Raw genomic sequence first — 18,207 nt, 5'->3', positions numbered from 1 at the left:
AGCTAATAAGCAGGAGTTAGTCCGAGCTGTTAGTCTTGGGAGCGTGAGAATCGAAGAGAACTCTGGAAATACTGGCACGGTTTCGTTGGCAGGTGCTTCGGCGTTTCCTGCCGATATTGCTTCGGAACCGAACGCTGAAGGCAAACGCATCTTGATTGCTACCCCGCGCGGATATTGTGCCGGGGTGGATCGTGCTGTGGACACGGTGGAAAAGGCGCTTGAGCTGTATGATCCACCGGTGTATGTGCGCAAGGAGATTGTGCACAACAAGTTCGTGGTGGAGACGTTGATGAAACGTGGAGCGATTTTCGTTCATGACACTGACGAGGTTCCGGAAGGTGCCCGCGTGGTCTTTTCAGCACATGGTGTTTCTCCTGCCGTTCAAGAAGCCGCTAATCGCCGCATGTTACAAACGATTGATGCGACCTGCCCGTTGGTGACGAAAGTTCACAAGCAGGCTGTGCGGTTTGCTGACCAGGACTACGACATTTTGCTTATCGGTCACATTGGCCACGAGGAAGTTGAAGGCACTCAGGGCGAAGCTCCGGATCATATCCAGGTGGTTAATGGTCCAGAAGATGTTGCCAATGTGCAGGTTCGTGATCCGGATCGGGTTGTGTGGATTTCACAGACGACTCTTTCGGTTGATGAAACGATGAAGACGGTTGAGCTGTTGCGTAAACGTTTTCCGAATTTAATGAACCCGCCTAGTGACGATATTTGCTATGCGACGCAGAACCGTCAAGGTTCGGTGAAGGAGATGGCTCCTGATTGCGATGTTGTGATTGTGGTGGGTTCTGCTAATTCTTCGAACTCGGTGCGTTTAGTTGAAGTTGCTCTCGAGGGCGGTGCACGGGCAGCCTACCGCGTAGATAAGGCCGATGAACTGCAACGTGAATGGGTTGAGGGCAACTTGACAATTGGCGTTACTTCGGGTGCCTCGGTCCCAGAGATTTTGGTTCGCGATGTTGTTGACCAGCTCAAAGAGTGGGGTTTCACCTCAGTAGAGCCAGTATTCACTGTCCACGAAGACGTCCATTTTTCGTTGCCGAAGAACCTGCGCGGGGAGCTGAAAGCTACCGGTGTTGAGGTTGACCGCCCGCATAAGGCTCGTGCGAAAGGTGCTTCGCGCAGATCAACCGCACGGAGCACTGGACGCCTCGCAAGTGACGAAGATTCCGACTCCTCGCTAGCCTAAATGGGTAACCGCTCTATTGTGCGGAATCGCAGGGGCTTCTAGGCTAGTTGCCGTTTCTTAGCCAGTTGCTATTTCTGGGCTAGTTTCCGCTATCTGACTCGGCGTGCTCAGCTGTCTCTAACAACTCAGGGGCAGTGAGTGCGCGCGTGCTCGAATGATCCGGATCAACGAGAACTGAACCAGCTTCAAGATCACTGATTTTTTCATTGAGAGCATCAAACTTGCGGTACGTGACCAGCACACGTGATTCTAGTGAAGACATCGCACTGTTGTAAGATTTCACAGCATTCGTCAGATTGATACCGAGTTTTGACAAGTGTTTGACGAATACCGATAACCGGTCAACAAGCTCATTACCTGCCTGAACAATCTCTCGAGCCTGTTCGGAGGCTTGCGCAGACCGCCAAATCGCAGCCACCGAACGCAACAAGGCGAGCAAGGAAGCTGGTGACGTCAAAATGATTCCATCACTGAGTGCATAATCAAGGAGTTGTGGATCGGCATCCAAAGCCTCTGCGAGCAAACCTTCCGAAGGAAGAAACATGACCGTCAACTGTGGAGACTGCGGGAAATCAGCCGGGTAGTTACGCTTCTTTAACGCCTCAACGTGCTTACGAACCGCCTTAGAATGATCGAGTAGCAGGGACTGACGTTCACTAGCCCGCTCATAATCATGGGGCGAAATCTCATGAGCGGCAATATAGGAACTCATCGGAACCTTTGAATCGATAGCCAAATGCGCACCATTCGGCAGATGGACCGTCACATCCGGACGGCCGCGACCCTGGGCGCTATCAGAAAACTGCGATGTGGCAAGCTGTTCATCAAAATCCACCCGCTCGAGCATCCCAGCGGCCTCGATAATCCGGTGAAGTTGAACTTCTCCCCAAGTTCCTCGCGCAGAAGAGTTTCGCAAAATCGCATCCAGCGATTCGGTAGTACGCGACAACTGCGCGGAAATCTTCGCCTCGTTCTGCAACTGCGCAGTAATCGAGGAGAAATGTTGCGTAGTTTTCGACTCCAAGGCACGCACATAGGAATCCACCGTGCCCAGCTGTTGGGCAATCGGCGCCAACGCCTGAACCGTTTCACCCTGCGCATCGATGCGCGTATGCAGATGCTGATTCTCGCGCTCCAGCAACTCAAGCTGGCCCTGCAAATACAAGGATTGTTCGCGCGCCGACTGCGCCTCATTGCGCAACCGATTCGCCTCCGAAACAGAGTGACGCTGCCCAACAACCCAACCGAGGCCGCCACCACAGGCAGCAACCAGAAGAATAATAATTATGAAAATACTGAATGGAAGTGTCATAGTCTCAACTCTAAAACCAGCCTCCGACATACTTTGGTGACGGGTAGTTCGCATCCACACTCCGCCGTCGTCAAACCAAAGCAATCCCACATCAACCCAACGTGACGTACACACAACGGTGAACTAAACTAGACAACGTGGCTTTAACTATTGGAATTGCAGGACTGCCCAACGTCGGCAAGTCAACTTTGTTCAACGCACTTACCCGTGCAAACGTGCTGGCAGCGAACTACCCGTTCGCCACCATCGAACCAAACGTGGGTATCGTGCCCCTTCCAGATCCGCGACTGAACAAGCTCGCGGAGATTTTCGGGTCGCAAAAGATCCTGCCAGCAACGGTGTCTTTCGTTGATATTGCAGGAATCGTGCGTGGAGCATCCGAAGGTGAAGGCTTGGGTAACCAGTTCCTCGCAAACATTCGCGAAGCTGACGCAATCTGCCAAGTAACCCGCGCGTTCGCAGATCCAGACGTCACCCACGTTGACGGTCGCGTCGATCCAGCATCCGATATTGACACCATCACCACTGAGCTGGTGCTAGCTGACATTCAGACGCTGGAAAAGCAGCTGCCGCGCCTCCAAAAAGAATTGACGAATCGCAAGGTTGCCAAGGAAGTCGTTGAGACTGCCCAAGCAGCCCTGAAGATTCTCGAAGAAGGCAAAACGCTCTACGCTGCGGGTGGAGACCTCGATCCGAAAATTTTGAAGACTTTCCATTTGATGACCAACAAGCCATTCATCTACGTCTTCAACACCGACGATGAAGGCCTCGCAGATACCGATATGCAAGCCAAGCTACGCGAGTTGGTTGCGCCAGCCGAAGCTATCTTCCTCGACGCTAAGTTCGAAGCCGAACTCATTGAGCTCGATGAAGAAGAAGCCCGCGAAATGCTCGAATCCACCGGCCAAGATGAAGCCGGTTTGGACAAGCTCGCACGCGTCGGCTTCGACACCCTCGGACTACAAACCTATTTGACGGCCGGACCAAAAGAAGCACGCGCATGGACGATCCACAAGGGATGGACCGCTCCGCAAGCAGCCGGCGTGATTCACACCGATTTCGAACGTGGATTCATTAAGGCGCAAGTTATTTCCTTCGACGACCTCGTCGAGTTCGGGTCGATGACCGAGGCGAAAGCACACGGCAAGGTCCGCATGGAAGGCAAAGAATACGTGATGAATGACGGCGACGTCGTGGAGTTCATGTTCAACGTGTGACACGGCTGATTTTTTAATATTGCTGCGGGAGCCAGTGGCTCCCGCAGTTTTTTGTTGAGCGGGGTGGGGTGCTAGGTGGAAGCTGGATTGCCCGGGCAGTGGCGGCTCCCCGGCTCTGGGGAGTACCAGCCGGCGAGTCATGCCGGATGGCTAGTGCCTGGCCAGTCCCGCCGGATTCGTCTGCAGTAGATGGGGGAATAGCGCAAACCTCGTCCATATACGTCGAGGTTTGCGCTATTCCCCGTTTCAGTGCACACTCGATCCAGGGGCAGGAGCTTAGTTATCTCATTTGTAGCTCGTTTTGGCGAAATCTTGCACATACCTGCGTGAGATGTACAATTAGTTGTACAAGGAGAGTTCTTATGAAAACTATGTCATATTCTGAATCGCGTGCGAACTATGCAGATGTTCTGAAATCGGTTGTTGAAGATCGAGAAGAAGTCATCATTACCCGCAAAGGTCACGATTCTGCAGTGATTGTTTCGCTCGATGACTATAATTCGCTGCGAGAAACCGCGTATTTGATGCGGTCACCGCGCAATGCGCGCAGGCTATTTGATGCTGTCGATCGATTAGAAGCGGGAGAAGGTACAGTTCAGCCACTCCTCGAAGCGGAGTGAATCGCGTGAAATATGTCTGGGATGAGAACGCCTGGCAAGACTACCTATGGTGGCAAGCCCACGACCGGAAGATGCTGAAGCGAATCAACCTCTTGCTTAAAGATATTTCGCGCAACGGAAACGAAGGTATCGGGAAGCCGGAACCATTGAAATATGAGCTTGCCGGATATTGGTCGCGCAGGATCTCTGATGAACATCGCCTCGTTTATAAATACACCGAAACGGCAGTATATATAGCTGCTTGCAGATACCACTATTAGGAGAAGGTTATGGAGGATGCTCGGAAAATAATCTTGCGAAAGATTGAACAGAGCGATGCCACTGCGGTTTTGGCAGCTTTTCGCTCGCATCCAGACATGAAACGGCAAGGTGATGTGTCGACTATCGATGAGGCTCATCGATATATAAGCCAGTTCACCGAATCTAAGTCTATGGTTGCGTGGGTGATTGATTTAGACGGTCGTGCTGTTGGATTAGTGGGACTGGCAAGTGATCCAGAAAATCGCAGTGCCTGGTTCTTCTATTGGATGGGCGCGCAATACCGCGGACAGGGTTGGACATCGATTGCCGCACGGACTGTTGCAAACTGGGCATTATCGGAGGGCGGTTTCGAGCGCTTAGAATTAGGGTACCGGGTGAATAATCCAAGTTCTGCAACTGTGGCTCAATCGGCCGGATTCCTACCTGAAGGCCTAGAACGTTCCAAGTTCTTAATCACCGGAAAACGTATTGATGTTGTTACTTGTGGCAGACTGCCTAGCGACCCGTGGCCTCAGGGTCCGAGCTTTGAAATTTTGACTCGCTAAACGTAGTTGGCGAAGTCAGTTTTGATCTAGATTGCGGATTCAACTGCATTAAATGGGGTAATAGTGCAAACCTCGACGTATATGGACGAGGTTTGCGCTATTTCCCGTTTCAGTGCACGCGCCATCAGTCGGACCTTGCGCACGGGAAGATCTATTTGAGATTATGTAGACGTGCCGCACACGTTTTGGGCTTACACTGTTTCGTAAATGGTGAAAGTTTCGATGGTTAAGGACCATAATCGATGGAGGAAAATGAAGAAAAGATTGAAAACAGTGATCCTCCCATTAAAATAATGGATGGTAGTGACACTGACGTCACTGGTCAAGACTCAGGACTTTCAGCATAGGCGGCTTATACGGATCAGCAAGACGCGCAGCTCCAGCAGTTCGCGATTGATTTTATCCTTAAAATTATTCGACTGCGAGGCGTTCAAATTGTTCGAGATAATTTTCTGCGTCAAGAGCTCCGTCGAGCTGGTTACTCGAATGAAGTAATCGAAACTGCGGTGGTCTCCACACCACTGGGTGCTGGTGTGACGCTTGAAGATTTGGAAGCAATTTCGCATCGAGTAATACGATCCGAAACCAATAAATCTACTGCGTTGTCGTTTGCAAGTGGGTTGCCAGGTGGCCCAGCGATGGCGGTATCCGTTCCTGGCGATATCGTGCAATATTTCGTTTACGCTTTCCGCATCATGCAAAAGCTTGCCTACGTATACGGTTGGAAAGATTTCATCAACGATCTCGATGCGGTTGATGATGAAACTATGAGCAAGTTTGCGCTGTTCCTAGGCGTAATGTTTGGCGCTCAAGGTGCATCCAATGCGCTTTCAGTATTCGCCAAGGACGTAGCCAGTCCTGCGATTCGGCAGCATCTTAAGAGAAAAGCTCTCACAAAGACCGCATGGTATGGTCCGATGAAGCAGGTACTGCGTATAGTTGGAATTAGAGTGACAAAAGATTCCTTTGCTCGAACAGTGACTAAAATGGTGCCAATTGTTAGTGGCGTGATCTCGGGTTCGATGACGTTTGCGTCGTTAAATTCCCAGTCTCGCCGGTTGCAAAAGACGCTTCGGGAGCTACCGGCTCCCACTATGGATGCCTCGAAATTCCGCCAAATCATGGCTGAGCAGGAAAAGTCTACGCAGGAACTCGCGGTCAATAATGATGCCTCGAGCGCCATGACGGCCTTTATTTCCTCGACGGCGTCGAAAATTCAGGCTACGAAAAATATCTGGTTTGGCGGCGAGGAAGATCCGTCTTCACAAAGCTAAGAAATTCAAGGGAGCTTTTCACATAGCACGCTGAAATGATCACATGAATGCATGTGACAATAGTTGTTTTGCCTCATTCATCATTGGTTTGAGGAGCTTCGCTAATTGTCACGAAACATCCTAGTGCGTTTAGTGTTACAACACTTAAGATGGTAGCTATGGAACAAGAACAGATAGTATTTTCCGACTCGGACGAGTTTGCTCGTGATGAGATTCGGGGGTTGTACGAATCTGTTGGGTGGAGTTCCTATACTCAGCAGCTTGACCTGTTAATGAGTGCTCTGGAGTATTCAACGAGGGTGGTTTCGGCTCGTCAGGGTGGCGATCTCCTCGGGTTGTGTCGAGCGATATCCGATAGCGCCACGATTGTGTATATTCAGGACCTTCTTGTTTCGCCGAAGTTTCAACGGATGGGTGTTGGTAGGCGGTTGTTGTCGTATGCGTTGGCTCCATACGCGGGTGTGCGGCAAAAGGTGTTGCTGACAGACAGCGAGGACTATCAGCGAGTCTTCTACGAAAGCTCTGGATTCACTGAGATCCGGGACTATTCGGGTGGTGGGTTGCGAGCCTTTGTGCAGTTCAACGATGGTTCGAATTAACAACGGAGCGACCGAATCGGTAGAGAAACTCAGAACAGAAGAAGGAGTATAAGCCATGCTGCCCCACGCGCTGAGCTCACACGCGCTGAGCCCGCTCACGTTGCGCCCGCTCACTGCAGGTGACGAAGCCCAGGCGTTGCGCGCTCAGGCCGAATTTGCTGGAACTGGTTTTGATTTCTTGCTGCAGGGCGAGGGGGAGAGTTGGGATCAGTATCTATCTCGGCTTGATGCCGAGTCCAAGGGTATGAACCTTCCGCCCGGTCGCGTGCCGGCCACCTTTCTTGCCGCGTTCGTTGATGAGGAGCTGGTAGGGCGGGTGAGTATTCGTCACGAGTTGAATGAGTTTCTACTCAATCAAGCTGGACATATTGGCTATGCGGTTCGGCCCGCCTATCGCTGCCAAGGTTTTGCGACGGAAATTTTGCAGCAGTCACTTCGCTACATGCACTCGCTAGGTGTTGAGCGCGCGCTGGTCACCTGCGATGAGACGAATGTCGGTTCGCGTAAAGTTATAGAGGCGTGTGGTGGTGTATATGAAAATACGTTCCATGGTGAGGGAGTCGGCAAACTCAGGTACTGGTTTCCGACAGCCTGGTAATGATCAGGCTTTGTTGCCGGGGATGGATTCTCGTCCTGGAATAGAGTGACGTACCAGCAGTTCTGGGCTGGTTTAGAGAATATTTCGGACTGTTGCGAAAAGTAAATGGTGGGTGGAATGAAGAATCTTCATTCCACCCACCATTGGTGTGCTATGGATAGCGCGTGAGTGCTACATCAGATCTGATTCATCCCATTCTTGTGGATCTTGTGGTGCGTCCGGTGTTGGGAATGCTGACGGCGTATTTGGTGCCGGAGATGCTGACGGTGCGTTCAGCGGAGGAACAGTATTAGCTCCAGGTGCTTGTGCTGCGGTCTGAGCTTGTGCTGCGGTCTGAGCTTGTGCTGCGGTCTGAGCTTGTGCAGCGGCCTGGGTTTGGGTGGCTCCCTGAGCCTGCACGTAGGCTTGTGCTTGCGCTCGTACAGCAGCTTGTGCTTGTTCTGCAGCAATCCGGCGCTTTTCACGGAAGTCAGCTAGTTTTGCGGAGAGCTTCTTACGGAAAATGAATGCAAGAACAAGTGCGATCAGTACAAGTCCAGCAATAACAATGCCGACGATAAACCAGACGAGTGAGTGCTCGGTTACTGGACCGTCGAAACTAATGTATTTATCTGTGAGCTCAGTGAGTGTTGCAGTTCCACCGTCGATTTTCCATCCGGAGATCGAGGATTCGTCTGTAAAGCTAAATGTATCGCGCCCGGGCAGAGTGATCTTTCCGGTTATTTCTGCGGGGAGGTTCTCAAAGAGTTGGTTAGGGAAGATGTGGAGGGATACGAGGTAATCGGCTCCGCTTGCGATCTCCGGTACCGTCGCCCCGATTCTTCCACCGATGAAATCGACAACTTCTTGAGAGTTCAGAGGGGTTATTTCTGGAATCTCTATGGTGTAGTGGCGTAGATCGTCACTATCGTCAGAAGTTAATGTGCCGAGATCGTTAGCCGGGGTGAACTTCTTGGTGATCGCGGTATTTAGTTGTTCAGCTTCGTTGGCTGGGATGCCGAATGCGAGTTTCAGTGAAGAAGTTTCCTTGTCTTTAACGTCCAGTGCGAAGTCCAGAGTGGCTACAGAAATTGGACGGGAGATGCTGATTGAGAAATCTGTGAGACCGGTAGCCGAGTCTTGTGATAGTGCAAAGTCGTCATCTTTATTCACTATTTTGATAGTCAATTGCGAAAAACGCTCATCGGCAATTTTTGAGGTGTCGATGCTGCCGGTATAGATTGTGGTGAGATATAGCGAGTTTGCTCGACTAGTGCCGAGCTTGCTTTCAAGTTTGCTACCGGTGGTGAGGAAAACTTTGTCGAGGTTCTCGGTGAGCTTTGCCATGTTTTCAGAGGTGAACTGTAATGTGCGCTCATAGGCTGTCTCAGACTTTCCGGCTTTATCTTTTTCGAGGCCGTCGATATCAAGATTCTCGAAGTGCTGGTCTTCTTTCTCGATGATAGGGCCGGCAGGTACCGAAGAACGAGAGAAAGCTACTTGTGTTTCGTAGGACCCATCCGTCTGCGGGCTGATCTCAATTTTTGCGCTTTCGAATCGGTTGTCGATGGTGTCCTTAGTCCGGAGATAGCCGCTGTCGGTATCGTATGTTTTTCCTTTTGCGGTGATCTTTCCGGGTCCGTTGCCGTCAAGAATGTTGTTTTTGTTGTCTTGGCTCACAACGCCGTCGGTCACCAGCGAATCTGGTATCCATCCGAGGAGGTCGGTAGAGTTGAAGTTTTCGTCGTATGCGAAGCCACTGATAAGGGGAGAGTCGGTGTTAATGATGGTGAGTGTTGGATCTTTTTCGATGCCGGAATACTCTAGTAGTTTCATGGCTTTTGTACGATAGTCATCCGCGTCAGTAAAGCTGAGTGTGAAACTGGCAGTAGCCTGCTCTGTATCGACCGTTAATCCTGAATAGGTGAGTTCGTCGGGCAGATGGTTTTCAATCGAGGCGTCGATAGCTTCGAATCCGCCATTGATCTTCCCCTCAGCATCAGCATCCCGTTTGAGGCTAAGATTCATGGTTCGGGTTCCCGAGTTGTCTTCGGTGATATCCAACGTGGTGTTAACTTTTGCTCCGCAGGCCGAAAGTAGCAATGCTACGGTGAGCGGGATAGCCACTTTTGCCTTACGCGTGAGTGTTTGAGACATATTTTTCCTAGTGCGTAAGTGAATGAAATGATGAGGTGTTGTCATCGGTAATGTACTCGTTTTCGTTTTATTTCCAGTACAGAATCCATTCAATCCTATTTGTGCCTTAATAGTGTATCGTGACCTATAGGTTTTAGGTTTAAATATTAGGGCTGGTCCTTAGGGTGGCGATCTGGTCGTGTTGCCTTTGATATTGCCCCTAGTTCATCTGTGAAGACAAAGTGAATCTCAGAGTTTAGTGACGTGGAGCATATTATGTGTTAGAGTACTTTTATCGGCGCGCGTCGATAAAAGTTTCGATGCTTGATAACAAAGGGGTCTACAGCATGAAGAAAACACTTTCTACCATGATGGCCGTAGGTATGGCCGTATCAATGCTGAGCGCATGTAGTGGCGGCGATGATGCCTCCACAGCAGACGGCGGAGCATTTGAAGGCCGCGGCCCAATCACCTACGTGCAAGGTAAAGATAATTCTGGAAAGCTCGTCAATATTATTGACATGTGGAACAAGGACCACCCAGACGAAGAAGTTAGCCTTGTTGAACTCTCCACCGAGGCTGACCAGCAGCGCCAGTCCATGATCCAAAATGCACAAACTGAATCTGATGCTTATTGCGTTCTGTCCGTGGATAACGTCTGGGTTTCTGAATTCGCAGCTAACCGTTGGATCGATGAACTTCCAGCTGCTGAGTTCCCTAAGTCAGAGATCATGGACCCGGTGTGGAAGACCGGCGAATACCGCGGCAAGCTCTACGCTATGCCACACGCATCCGACGGCGGCTTCCTCTACTATCGCAAGGATCTGCTCGAGCAAGCTGGAATCACTGAAGCACCGAAGACGTGGGACGATATGGAAAAACAGTGCGAAGCTGTTCGTCAACTCCCGGGTTACGAAAACATTGGTTGCTACGGCGGTCAACTTGCTAAGTATGAAGGTCTGACTGTCAACGTTGACGAAGCTATCCACTCTGCGGGTGGCGAAATCGTCAATGCGGAGGGTAAGGTCGTCGTCGACTCCCCGCAAGCACGTGCAGGTTTGCAGAAACTGATCGATGGCTTTAAGTCAAACTTCATCCCGCAAGAAGCATTGACTTACAAGGAAGAAGAAGGCCGTGCAGCGTTCGAAAGTGATCGCTTGGTCTTCTACCGCAACTGGCCTTACCAGTACTCGTTGACGCAAAAGACGATGGACGGCAAGTTCGGCATCGCCCCAATGCCAGGTCTTGAAGAGGGAAAGATTGGCGCCTCCTCACTCGGCGGTCACAACGCAGCTATTTCCTCTTATTGCAAGAACAAGGCGACGGCTCTTGACTTCGTGAAGTTCTACACCTCGAAGGAAATTTCTGACTACCAGCTCAAGGAAATGTCGTTAGCGCCAACCTACACCGCGCTCTATGACGATCCAAAGAACATCGAGGACTACCCGTATCTTCCAGTTCTCAAGGCATCGATTGAAGCAGCTGCGCCACGGCCACAGGTAGCAAACTATGGTGACGTCACCGCAGCAATCCAGGATGCAGTTTTCCCTGCACTCAAGGGTGAGAAGACAGCTGATGAAGCTATCGCCCAGCTGTCCGATAAGCTCAATGAAATCGTGAAGTAACGTGAAGAACAGTGGTGGGGTAGCACATCACTACCCCACCACTGTTCTATCTCCTTACGGATCAGCAAAGTATAGAGGACTAGGGGAAAGTCATGAGTACGTCACGGACAACTACTACCCGGCCAGACGCGATTGCTCCTCGAGCACAACGACGTGACTCGGCACGGCGCCAGAGCCGGCTCGCTTGGATGTTAGTAGCACCTACCATTCTTATCATTACAATCGTCGTCATTTTTCCAACGCTCACTGCCGTCTACCAGTCATTGTTCGGCGTCAAGGGTATCGATCCGGAAACCGGTTTCGTTAATGACACTGCGCCGTTCGTGGGCCTGCAAAATTATGCCAATATGTTCATTGGTGAGTCGGGTGCACGTTTCTGGAATGCGGCATCGAATACTACTATCTTTGCGCTACTTACCGTCACGCTGGAAACCATTTTGGGTGTGACGATGGCGCTGATCATGCATCGCGCTATGCGGGGGCGTGGTCTGGTCCGCGCGGCTATCCTCGTTCCGTGGGCGATCCCGACCGCGGTTTCAGCTATTTTGTGGAAGTGGATTTTTGACGCTCATGGCGCAGCGAATGCGCTTCTTGGAACCCAAATCCTGTGGGCTACTTCTGATATTCCGGCAAAGATGGCGATCATCGTTGCTGATACGTGGAAGACAGCGCCGTTTATTGGCTTGCTGACGCTTGCGGGTTTGCAGGTTATTCCGGATGAAGTTTATGAGGCGGCGAAGATTGATGGGGCGAATGCGTGGCAGCGGTTCCGCCGGATTACGCTGCCGTTGGTGAAGCCAGCACTGGTTGTTGCGGTGTTGTTCCGCTTGCTTGATGCGTTGCGCATGTTCGACCTTCCTTATATCTTGATCGGTGCTCGCAAGGGGTCGGTTGAGACGTTGTCAATGCTGGTTCAAGATGAGGCGTCGAATCTGCGTTACGGTTCGGCGGCTGCGTACGCGTTGATGTTATTCGCCTACGTGTTCCTCATTGCGTTTGCGTTTATTAAGGTTGCCGGTGCTGAAGTGATCGGTGCGGAGGAGAAGAAAAAAATTCCGTTGCGTCAATTGTTTGTTAATTCGCGATTGCCGTGGAAGCGCAGTCGGAAAGCTCAGGAGGAAGTAGCATGAAGATGAAGAAGTTCCGTGAGGGGTTGAGCAACACATCCTCGACGCTGGGAATTATCGGTATTGTTATTTTCTGTTTGGCGCCGTTCTATTGGATGTTTGTTTCGTCGATTCGCCCGGCGACGAAGATTTTCGAGACGTCACTATGGCCAAGTGACGTGAGTTTTGAAAACTATGGCGCAGTTTTCGATCCGTCGCGTGGCTTTGGGCGCGCGCTGTTGAACTCGGTGATTGTTGCCGGGACGACGACGGTGTTGGCGCTTATTGTGGCGACGTTTACCGCTTATGCGTTGGCTCGGTTGGAGTTCCGTGGCAAGACACTGATTTTGACGGTGATTGTTGCGACGTCGATGTTCCCGATTGTGGCGATCGTTGTTCCGCTTTTGCAGTTGTTTACGGATATTGGCTGGATTAACACTTATCAGGCGATGATTTTGCCGTCGCTGTCGTTCGCTTTGCCGTTGGCGGTGTGGAATTTGCACAGCTTCTTCCGGCAGATGCCGGTGGAATTGGAGCAGGCGGCAATGATTGATGGCTGTACGCCAGGTCAAGCGTTCCGTAAGATTATTATGCCGTTGGCTGCCCCTGGTGTTTTCACGACTGCAATCATTGTTTTCATCAGTGCATGGAATGAGTTCATGATTGCAGTGACTATGGTTAACGATCAGGCGATGCAGACTGCGCCGGTGGCTATTTCGAAATTTGGTGGTGTTTCGCAGTTTGAAACTCCCTATGGTTCGCAGATGGCGGCAGGCATTGTGGTGACAATTCCGCTTGTTATTTTGGTTCTGATTTTTCAGCGTCGAATTGTTGCAGGTTTGGCAGCTGGCGGCGTGAAGTAACGTGTAGTCGGTGGTGTGTAGTGACGCGCCGCTGGCTACTTGTAGAAAATGGTGAAAGGATGAATATGGTTATGCGTTCTGACCTTGATCAATGGTGGCGAAATGCAGTCATTTATCAGGTGTATCCGCGAAGCTTTAACGATACGAACGGTGATGGGCTCGGTGATCTTGCCGGCATTATTGAAAAGATTGACTATTTGCATGAGCTTGGTGTGGACGCGATATGGATTTCGCCGTTCTATCCTTCTCCGCAAGCTGACGCCGGTTACGACGTCGCGGATTATTTCGATATTAATCCGGAGTATGGTTCGTTGGACGAAGCTCGGGAACTGATTTCGCGAGCTCATGCTGTTGGGATGAAGGTTATTATCGACGTCGTCCCCAACCATTCGTCTGATCAGCACGAGTGGTTCCAGGAGGCGTTGCGTGCCGGTCATGATTCGCCGGAACGTGCCCGCTATATTTTCCGCCATTCGGTCGGTGAGCCGCCAAATAACTGGGGGTCGATGTTCGGCGGTCCAGCCTGGTCGAAAGTTGAGCCGTTGACTGGCCGTGAAGAAGATCGAGACTGGTGGTATTTGCATCTGTTTGCTCCCGAGCAACCTGATTTCGATTGGAACAATGCTGATGTGCATCAGTTGTTCACTGACTATTTGCGATTCTGGTGTGACCTAGGGGTTGATGGTTTCCGCGTCGACGTGGCACATGGTTTGGTAAAAGCTGACGGTTTGCCAGATGATCTACGTGGATCAGATCGGTGGGTTGATGGTGATCGTGACCCGGATGTTTTCGATTCGGGCCCAATGTTTGATCAAGACGGCGTCCACGAGATTTACCGCGAATGGCGTAACGTTCTCAACGAGTACGGCCGCGACCGTATGCTGGTTGCTGAAGCGTGGGTTGATCCGCCGTCGCGCGGAGCTCTCTATGTGCGTGAAGAAGAAATGAGCCAGGCGTTCAACTTCGACTATCTTAAGTGTGGTTGGCGTCCGGCTCGGTTGCGCACCATTATTGACCAAACATTGCGCGAAATGAATAACGTGGGGGCACCGGTGACGTGGGTGTTATCTAACCACGACGTCGTTCGTCACACCTCTCGTTTCGGTTTCGATCCGGAGCACAGCACCGAAGCTGGTATTGGGTTGGGAGATCCACAGCCTGATCGCGAGCTGGGTTTGCGACGTGGTTTGGCAATGACGCTCTTTACGTTCGGTTTGCCTGGCTCGGTCTATATTTATCAGGGTGAAGAGTTGGGCCTGCCAGAAGTCACTGACATGCCTGACGATGCTCGTCAGGATCCGACATGGTTACGCACCGGATATCAAGTTCGTGGCCGAGATGGTTGCCGTGTGCCGCTTCCGTGGAAAGCAAACCCAGCAGATACTGGGTTTGGTGCGCATCCGTGGCTACCGCAGCCAGCCGATTGGCACGAGTTCGCAGCCGAACGTCAAGAAGACGATCCGCAGTCTGTGCTGAATTTCTATCGCGCCATGACAGCTCGACGTCGGCATTACGATCTCGGGCATGGCGATTTTGAATGGGTTGCATATGATAACAACGAAGTGCTCGTTGTCCGCAATGGCAAGATTACACTTGCTCTCAACATGACTAGCGAACCGGCGGTTATTCCGGGACAATACAGTATTGTTATTGCTTCTGGAACATGTGATCACGTTTCCGGTGGTGTTGAGCTGGCGGCAAATACGGCAGCTTGGTTGTCCTGATAATCCGCAGCGGTTATCGCACTTGTCAGATAGGGAACGTGAACCTATCTGATATGTAACGAAAGAGTGAGGTCGATGGCGACACGTGCAGATGTGGCGAAACGTGCTGGCGTATCGCCATCGACTGTCTCATATGTGCTCAATGGTGAGCGTCCGACGTCGGAGGAAACTCAAGCCCGCGTCATGAAAGCGATCACGGAACTGGGATACGTTCCGCATCGGTGGGCAGGGAACTTGGCGGCTCGCTCATTGCGTACAATCGGACTCCATCTTGGCGTTGGCGACTATGTCATTGATCAGATTGCTGGCGAATATATTGCTGGTATGCGAGATAGGGCTGCTGAACTCGGCATTATGTTGACTATTCCGGTGGTTAGCCATAAAGATCCGGAGTCTTTCCGGGCATATTTGCGCTCGCGAGTCTTCGACGCGTTAATCATGATGGAGGTTTCAGACGGGGATTGGCGTGAGAGCGTCGTTGAAGAGGAATGTATTCCGGCAGTGTTTTTAGGTTCGCCGGGCACAAACCGCATCCCGTTTGTGGAGTCTGATTTTTTCGATATTGGCCGTCGCGCTGTAGATTATGCATATCAACGGGGCTATCAGCGGTGTATTGTGGTGGCGCGTTCCGAAGACCGGGTAGATTTTAATCGTATGACAGATCTGATCGTGCAGGGTGTGAAGCAGGCTCGCGATCATACGGGTGCCGATGTTGCGGTTTTGCGTTTGCCTTCGTGCTCGGTGAGTGCTTTTGCGATTCTAGATCAGTTGTCCTTGAGTGCTCATCGCACGGTGGTGATGGGTGATAATGCGGAAGCATTAACGTCACTAGTTTCTATTTCGCCTCGTTTCGGGTTGGACGTCGGAAAAGACTATTCGTTGGTGACCTTGGGTGCTCGGTATCTTATTGATGCTGGGCGCAACAGTCACACGACGGAGTCTGGTACGGATCGTTACCAGATGGGCCGGGCGTGCGTAGATAAAGTGGTTGCGCGATTTAACGGCGACGAGGTGCCTTCCGTCTATTTCCCAGCCCAGATTATCGACGGCGATACCCTGGCGTGAGTGCCTAGCGGGGGCCATTCTGCCCAGGGAAGACAAACGCGACTTTTTGCGTGATGTCAGTATGCTATTACTGCAAAAGGTGAGGTAGGCATGGCTGGTTTGAGTATCCGGGAGCGCAGTGCGCGCGGGCTTCCGTGGCGTGTCATAACGTTGTTTATGGGAGCGACGTTGGCGCATTCGTTATGGCTTTCTGGGCTGCAACTTGGTCTTGGCGTCAATCTTGACTACATTGCGTTTCCGCAACTTGGTCCGGCGCTGGGCTTGGCGACGACGTGGTATTTTTACCGTGGTTTCTTAAGTAGGTACCTGCCGCTTGTTCCTACCAGTGAGCATTATTTCCGACGTCGGTTGCTGATCACGGCCGGGCTTTGCTTAGGATACTTGGGTTTCACCTGGGTGCTCGCAGCGGTGCTCGGTGTGCATTATTTCGCTGCAGTCTTTACCGACTGGGCCTTGGTCGGGTTTTTGACTGTGCAGTTCTTGGGCGCATTTTTAGAAGAGATCGGTTGGCGTGGGTTTCTACAACCGCTCTTTGTGCGGCGCTTTGGTGCGATCACGGGTGCGGTATTCGTTGGCGTTATCTGGGCGTTTTGGCATGGTCACATGCTTCTAGATCCGTGGTTTTTCGTGGTTTTTGCGGCCACCTGTGTGGCGATCTCGCTGGGTTTACAGATGGTGACTGGTGGGTCGTGGTGGCAGCGTGCCGTGTTGGCGGCGTTAATTCACTGGACGGTGAATGTTACTCCGCTTGTGGTGGTCAATGTTGATGACGGGGGTATGTCGAATTCTGCGGTGGCCACCGCGATATTAGTTCCGCAGTTCGTGCTTGCCGGGATTGCGGTTGCGGTCCTTTCTTTTAGACGGTCACGGTTGAAAGCCGATACACTTGCGGTATGAAAACATGGAAGCGAGTAGGTTTAGTAGTTCTAGCTGCGAGTTTTTCTGCAGGCTGTAGCGATGCAACAGGTTCGGTAGCGGACACTGGTGATCTGGAGACGTCAGTGGTTTCTGAATCTGAAGCCAGCGGGCCAGAAACACCTGCAGTTGATCCGGCGTTGGCCTCGGTGCGTACCAGTAATCTGGTCGATGAGCAGTCCCGCCATGAGGTCTACACGGTTTTGAAGAATGCCGGGTTAGGCGAGCAGGCGCTAAACGATTTCGATACGCAGGTGAAACGTTTTTACGATCATGTGCCTACGGCGTCGTTAATCCAATCCGGCTTCCAGCCGTTAGCGCAAGCTCAAAAGGCTGATCTCGTTGCACTTGCTCAAGCTGCCCAAGAAAAGGCCACACCGTTAACGAATTGCCGAATCACAACGTTCACGTTGGGTCGTGAGCAGGTGACGGTGGGCAAACCGCAGGGTGCTGATGATTCGCAGCTCTTCTTCGATATTGAGTCCTTGGATACTGAGCCGAAGATGTTTGTCGGTGCTGAGCGTGAAACCTTCCTTGGTCTTTTTGGCAGAGTACCTACGGTGGCGGAGAAAGATTCCCAGCGTCATACCAATGACATCATTAACTATCTTCTTGAGCATGAGATCGGTTTTAAGGTCGGTCCGGTAAGCATGGTCAGCGTCTATATTCATGACAATATCGATCCGAAAGACGCAGCGATGTTCATCGGGCATATGGGCTTGCTGGTTGAAGATAGTGCGGAAGGTAAGCTGCTTTTCGTTGAGAAGCTGGCATTCGATCAGCCGTATCGGGCGAGCTGGTTTGACTCGCGTGAGCAGCTCGAAACGTATTTGCGGTCGATGTATGACGACGGTCCGGATCTTGAGTATGGCCAGCCGGTGATTATGGAAAACGATCATGTTATGCAGGCAACGCAGATGTATTAAGCTTGCGTTCCAACTGAAGAGCATTTAGTGGAATGAGTGGCCTCGGTTACATGCGGGGTCACTCATTTGACGTTTTGGAAATAGTAATGATACTGTAAGCATCATGTTGCGTAAGAGCTTAGAGATTATTAGCGGGTGTGCAGGCTAGAGAAGCCGCCATCCGCAGTCCTGCGCACCCCACCCCGAAACCTGTCTGGTTCGGGGATTTTTTATATCTTCATTCGCATTTATGTGTTCTGATTAT

The 18,207-nt window shown here is 51.4% G+C and carries 17 protein-coding genes; 15 read left to right on the top strand and 2 right to left on the bottom strand.

The features are described from left to right. The first annotated feature begins 43 nt into the window (after positions 1–43). A complete protein-coding gene (locus tag JTE88_RS07660) occupies positions 44–1,198 on the top strand; it encodes a 4-hydroxy-3-methylbut-2-enyl diphosphate reductase (protein WP_420826932.1) in 1,155 nt (384 codons plus the stop codon). Between the two features lie 79 nt (positions 1,199–1,277). On the opposite strand, the gene JTE88_RS07655 is transcribed toward JTE88_RS07660, so the two are convergent. Then, positions 1,278–2,510 (bottom strand): DNA recombination protein RmuC, encoded by a 1,233-nt coding sequence (locus JTE88_RS07655; protein WP_204424079.1) that lies wholly within the window; start codon positions 2,508–2,510, stop codon positions 1,278–1,280. 137 nt (positions 2,511–2,647) lie between these two features. Between JTE88_RS07655 and ychF the strand changes: the two genes are divergently transcribed. The 7 genes from ychF (at position 2,648) to JTE88_RS07620 (ending at position 7,624) form a co-directional block, all read left to right on the top strand. Continuing rightward, positions 2,648–3,727 (top strand): redox-regulated ATPase YchF, encoded by a 1,080-nt coding sequence (ychF, locus tag JTE88_RS07650; RefSeq protein WP_204424077.1) that lies wholly within the window; start codon positions 2,648–2,650, stop codon positions 3,725–3,727. A 362-nt stretch (positions 3,728–4,089) separates the two neighbouring features. Further along, positions 4,090–4,347, top strand: a complete 258-nt coding sequence (locus tag JTE88_RS07645) for a type II toxin-antitoxin system Phd/YefM family antitoxin (protein ID WP_204424075.1) — start codon at positions 4,090–4,092, stop codon at positions 4,345–4,347. 5 nt (positions 4,348–4,352) lie between these two features. Beyond that, a complete protein-coding gene (locus JTE88_RS07640; protein ID WP_204424073.1) occupies positions 4,353–4,607 on the top strand; it encodes a Txe/YoeB family addiction module toxin in 255 nt (84 codons plus the stop codon). Positions 4,608–4,616: 9 nt separating this feature from the next. Beyond that, the gene (locus tag JTE88_RS07635; RefSeq protein ID WP_204424071.1) at positions 4,617–5,153 is read left to right on the top strand and encodes a GNAT family N-acetyltransferase; all 537 of its coding nucleotides are present in this window, start codon (positions 4,617–4,619) and stop codon (positions 5,151–5,153) included. A gap of 533 nt (positions 5,154–5,686) precedes the next feature. Continuing rightward, complete coding sequence (locus tag JTE88_RS07630) at positions 5,687–6,427, top strand: hypothetical protein (protein WP_204424070.1); 741 nt, start codon at positions 5,687–5,689, stop codon at positions 6,425–6,427. Positions 6,428–6,585: 158 nt separating this feature from the next. Next, a complete protein-coding gene (locus JTE88_RS07625; RefSeq protein WP_204424068.1) occupies positions 6,586–7,026 on the top strand; it encodes a GNAT family N-acetyltransferase in 441 nt (146 codons plus the stop codon). A 55-nt stretch (positions 7,027–7,081) separates the two neighbouring features. Beyond that, positions 7,082–7,624 (top strand): GNAT family N-acetyltransferase, encoded by a 543-nt coding sequence (locus JTE88_RS07620; protein WP_204424067.1) that lies wholly within the window; start codon positions 7,082–7,084, stop codon positions 7,622–7,624. A 171-nt stretch (positions 7,625–7,795) separates the two neighbouring features. Here JTE88_RS07620 and JTE88_RS07615 read toward each other — a convergent pair whose 3' ends face one another. Continuing rightward, a complete protein-coding gene (locus tag JTE88_RS07615) occupies positions 7,796–9,760 on the bottom strand; it encodes a hypothetical protein (protein ID WP_204424065.1) in 1,965 nt (654 codons plus the stop codon). 326 nt (positions 9,761–10,086) lie between these two features. Between JTE88_RS07615 and JTE88_RS07610 the strand changes: the two genes are divergently transcribed. From JTE88_RS07610 to JTE88_RS07580, 7 genes are all read left to right on the top strand, one after another. Continuing rightward, positions 10,087–11,364: an ABC transporter substrate-binding protein gene (locus JTE88_RS07610; protein ID WP_204424064.1), complete on the top strand. Its 1,278-nt coding sequence runs from the start codon at positions 10,087–10,089 to the stop codon at positions 11,362–11,364. A gap of 92 nt (positions 11,365–11,456) precedes the next feature. Then, entirely contained in the window at positions 11,457–12,494 is a 1,038-nt protein-coding gene (locus tag JTE88_RS07605) for a carbohydrate ABC transporter permease (protein WP_204424063.1), read from the top strand. Further along, positions 12,491–13,333 (top strand): carbohydrate ABC transporter permease, encoded by an 843-nt coding sequence (locus tag JTE88_RS07600; RefSeq protein ID WP_204424061.1) that lies wholly within the window; start codon positions 12,491–12,493, stop codon positions 13,331–13,333. The genes JTE88_RS07605 and JTE88_RS07600 overlap by 4 nt, the downstream gene beginning before the upstream one ends. A gap of 65 nt (positions 13,334–13,398) precedes the next feature. Then, on the top strand, positions 13,399–15,057 hold the full coding sequence (locus tag JTE88_RS07595) for a glycoside hydrolase family 13 protein (protein ID WP_338021081.1): 1,659 nt from the start codon (positions 13,399–13,401) through the stop codon (positions 15,055–15,057). Between the two features lie 75 nt (positions 15,058–15,132). Beyond that, complete coding sequence (locus tag JTE88_RS07590; protein WP_204424058.1) at positions 15,133–16,122, top strand: LacI family DNA-binding transcriptional regulator; 990 nt, start codon at positions 15,133–15,135, stop codon at positions 16,120–16,122. A 90-nt stretch (positions 16,123–16,212) separates the two neighbouring features. Continuing rightward, positions 16,213–17,019: a CPBP family intramembrane glutamic endopeptidase gene (locus JTE88_RS07585; RefSeq protein ID WP_204424056.1), complete on the top strand. Its 807-nt coding sequence runs from the start codon at positions 16,213–16,215 to the stop codon at positions 17,017–17,019. Next, a complete protein-coding gene (locus JTE88_RS07580) occupies positions 17,016–17,963 on the top strand; it encodes a DUF4300 family protein (protein ID WP_204424054.1) in 948 nt (315 codons plus the stop codon). The genes JTE88_RS07585 and JTE88_RS07580 overlap by 4 nt, the downstream gene beginning before the upstream one ends. Positions 17,964–18,207 lie beyond the last annotated feature (244 nt).

The organism is Arcanobacterium phocisimile (genome assembly GCF_016904675.1).
GTDB lineage: Bacteria > Actinomycetota > Actinomycetes > Actinomycetales > Actinomycetaceae > Arcanobacterium > Arcanobacterium phocisimile.
The sequence above is the reverse complement of the archived record's forward strand: the minus strand, read 5'-3'. Positions and strand labels throughout refer to the sequence as shown.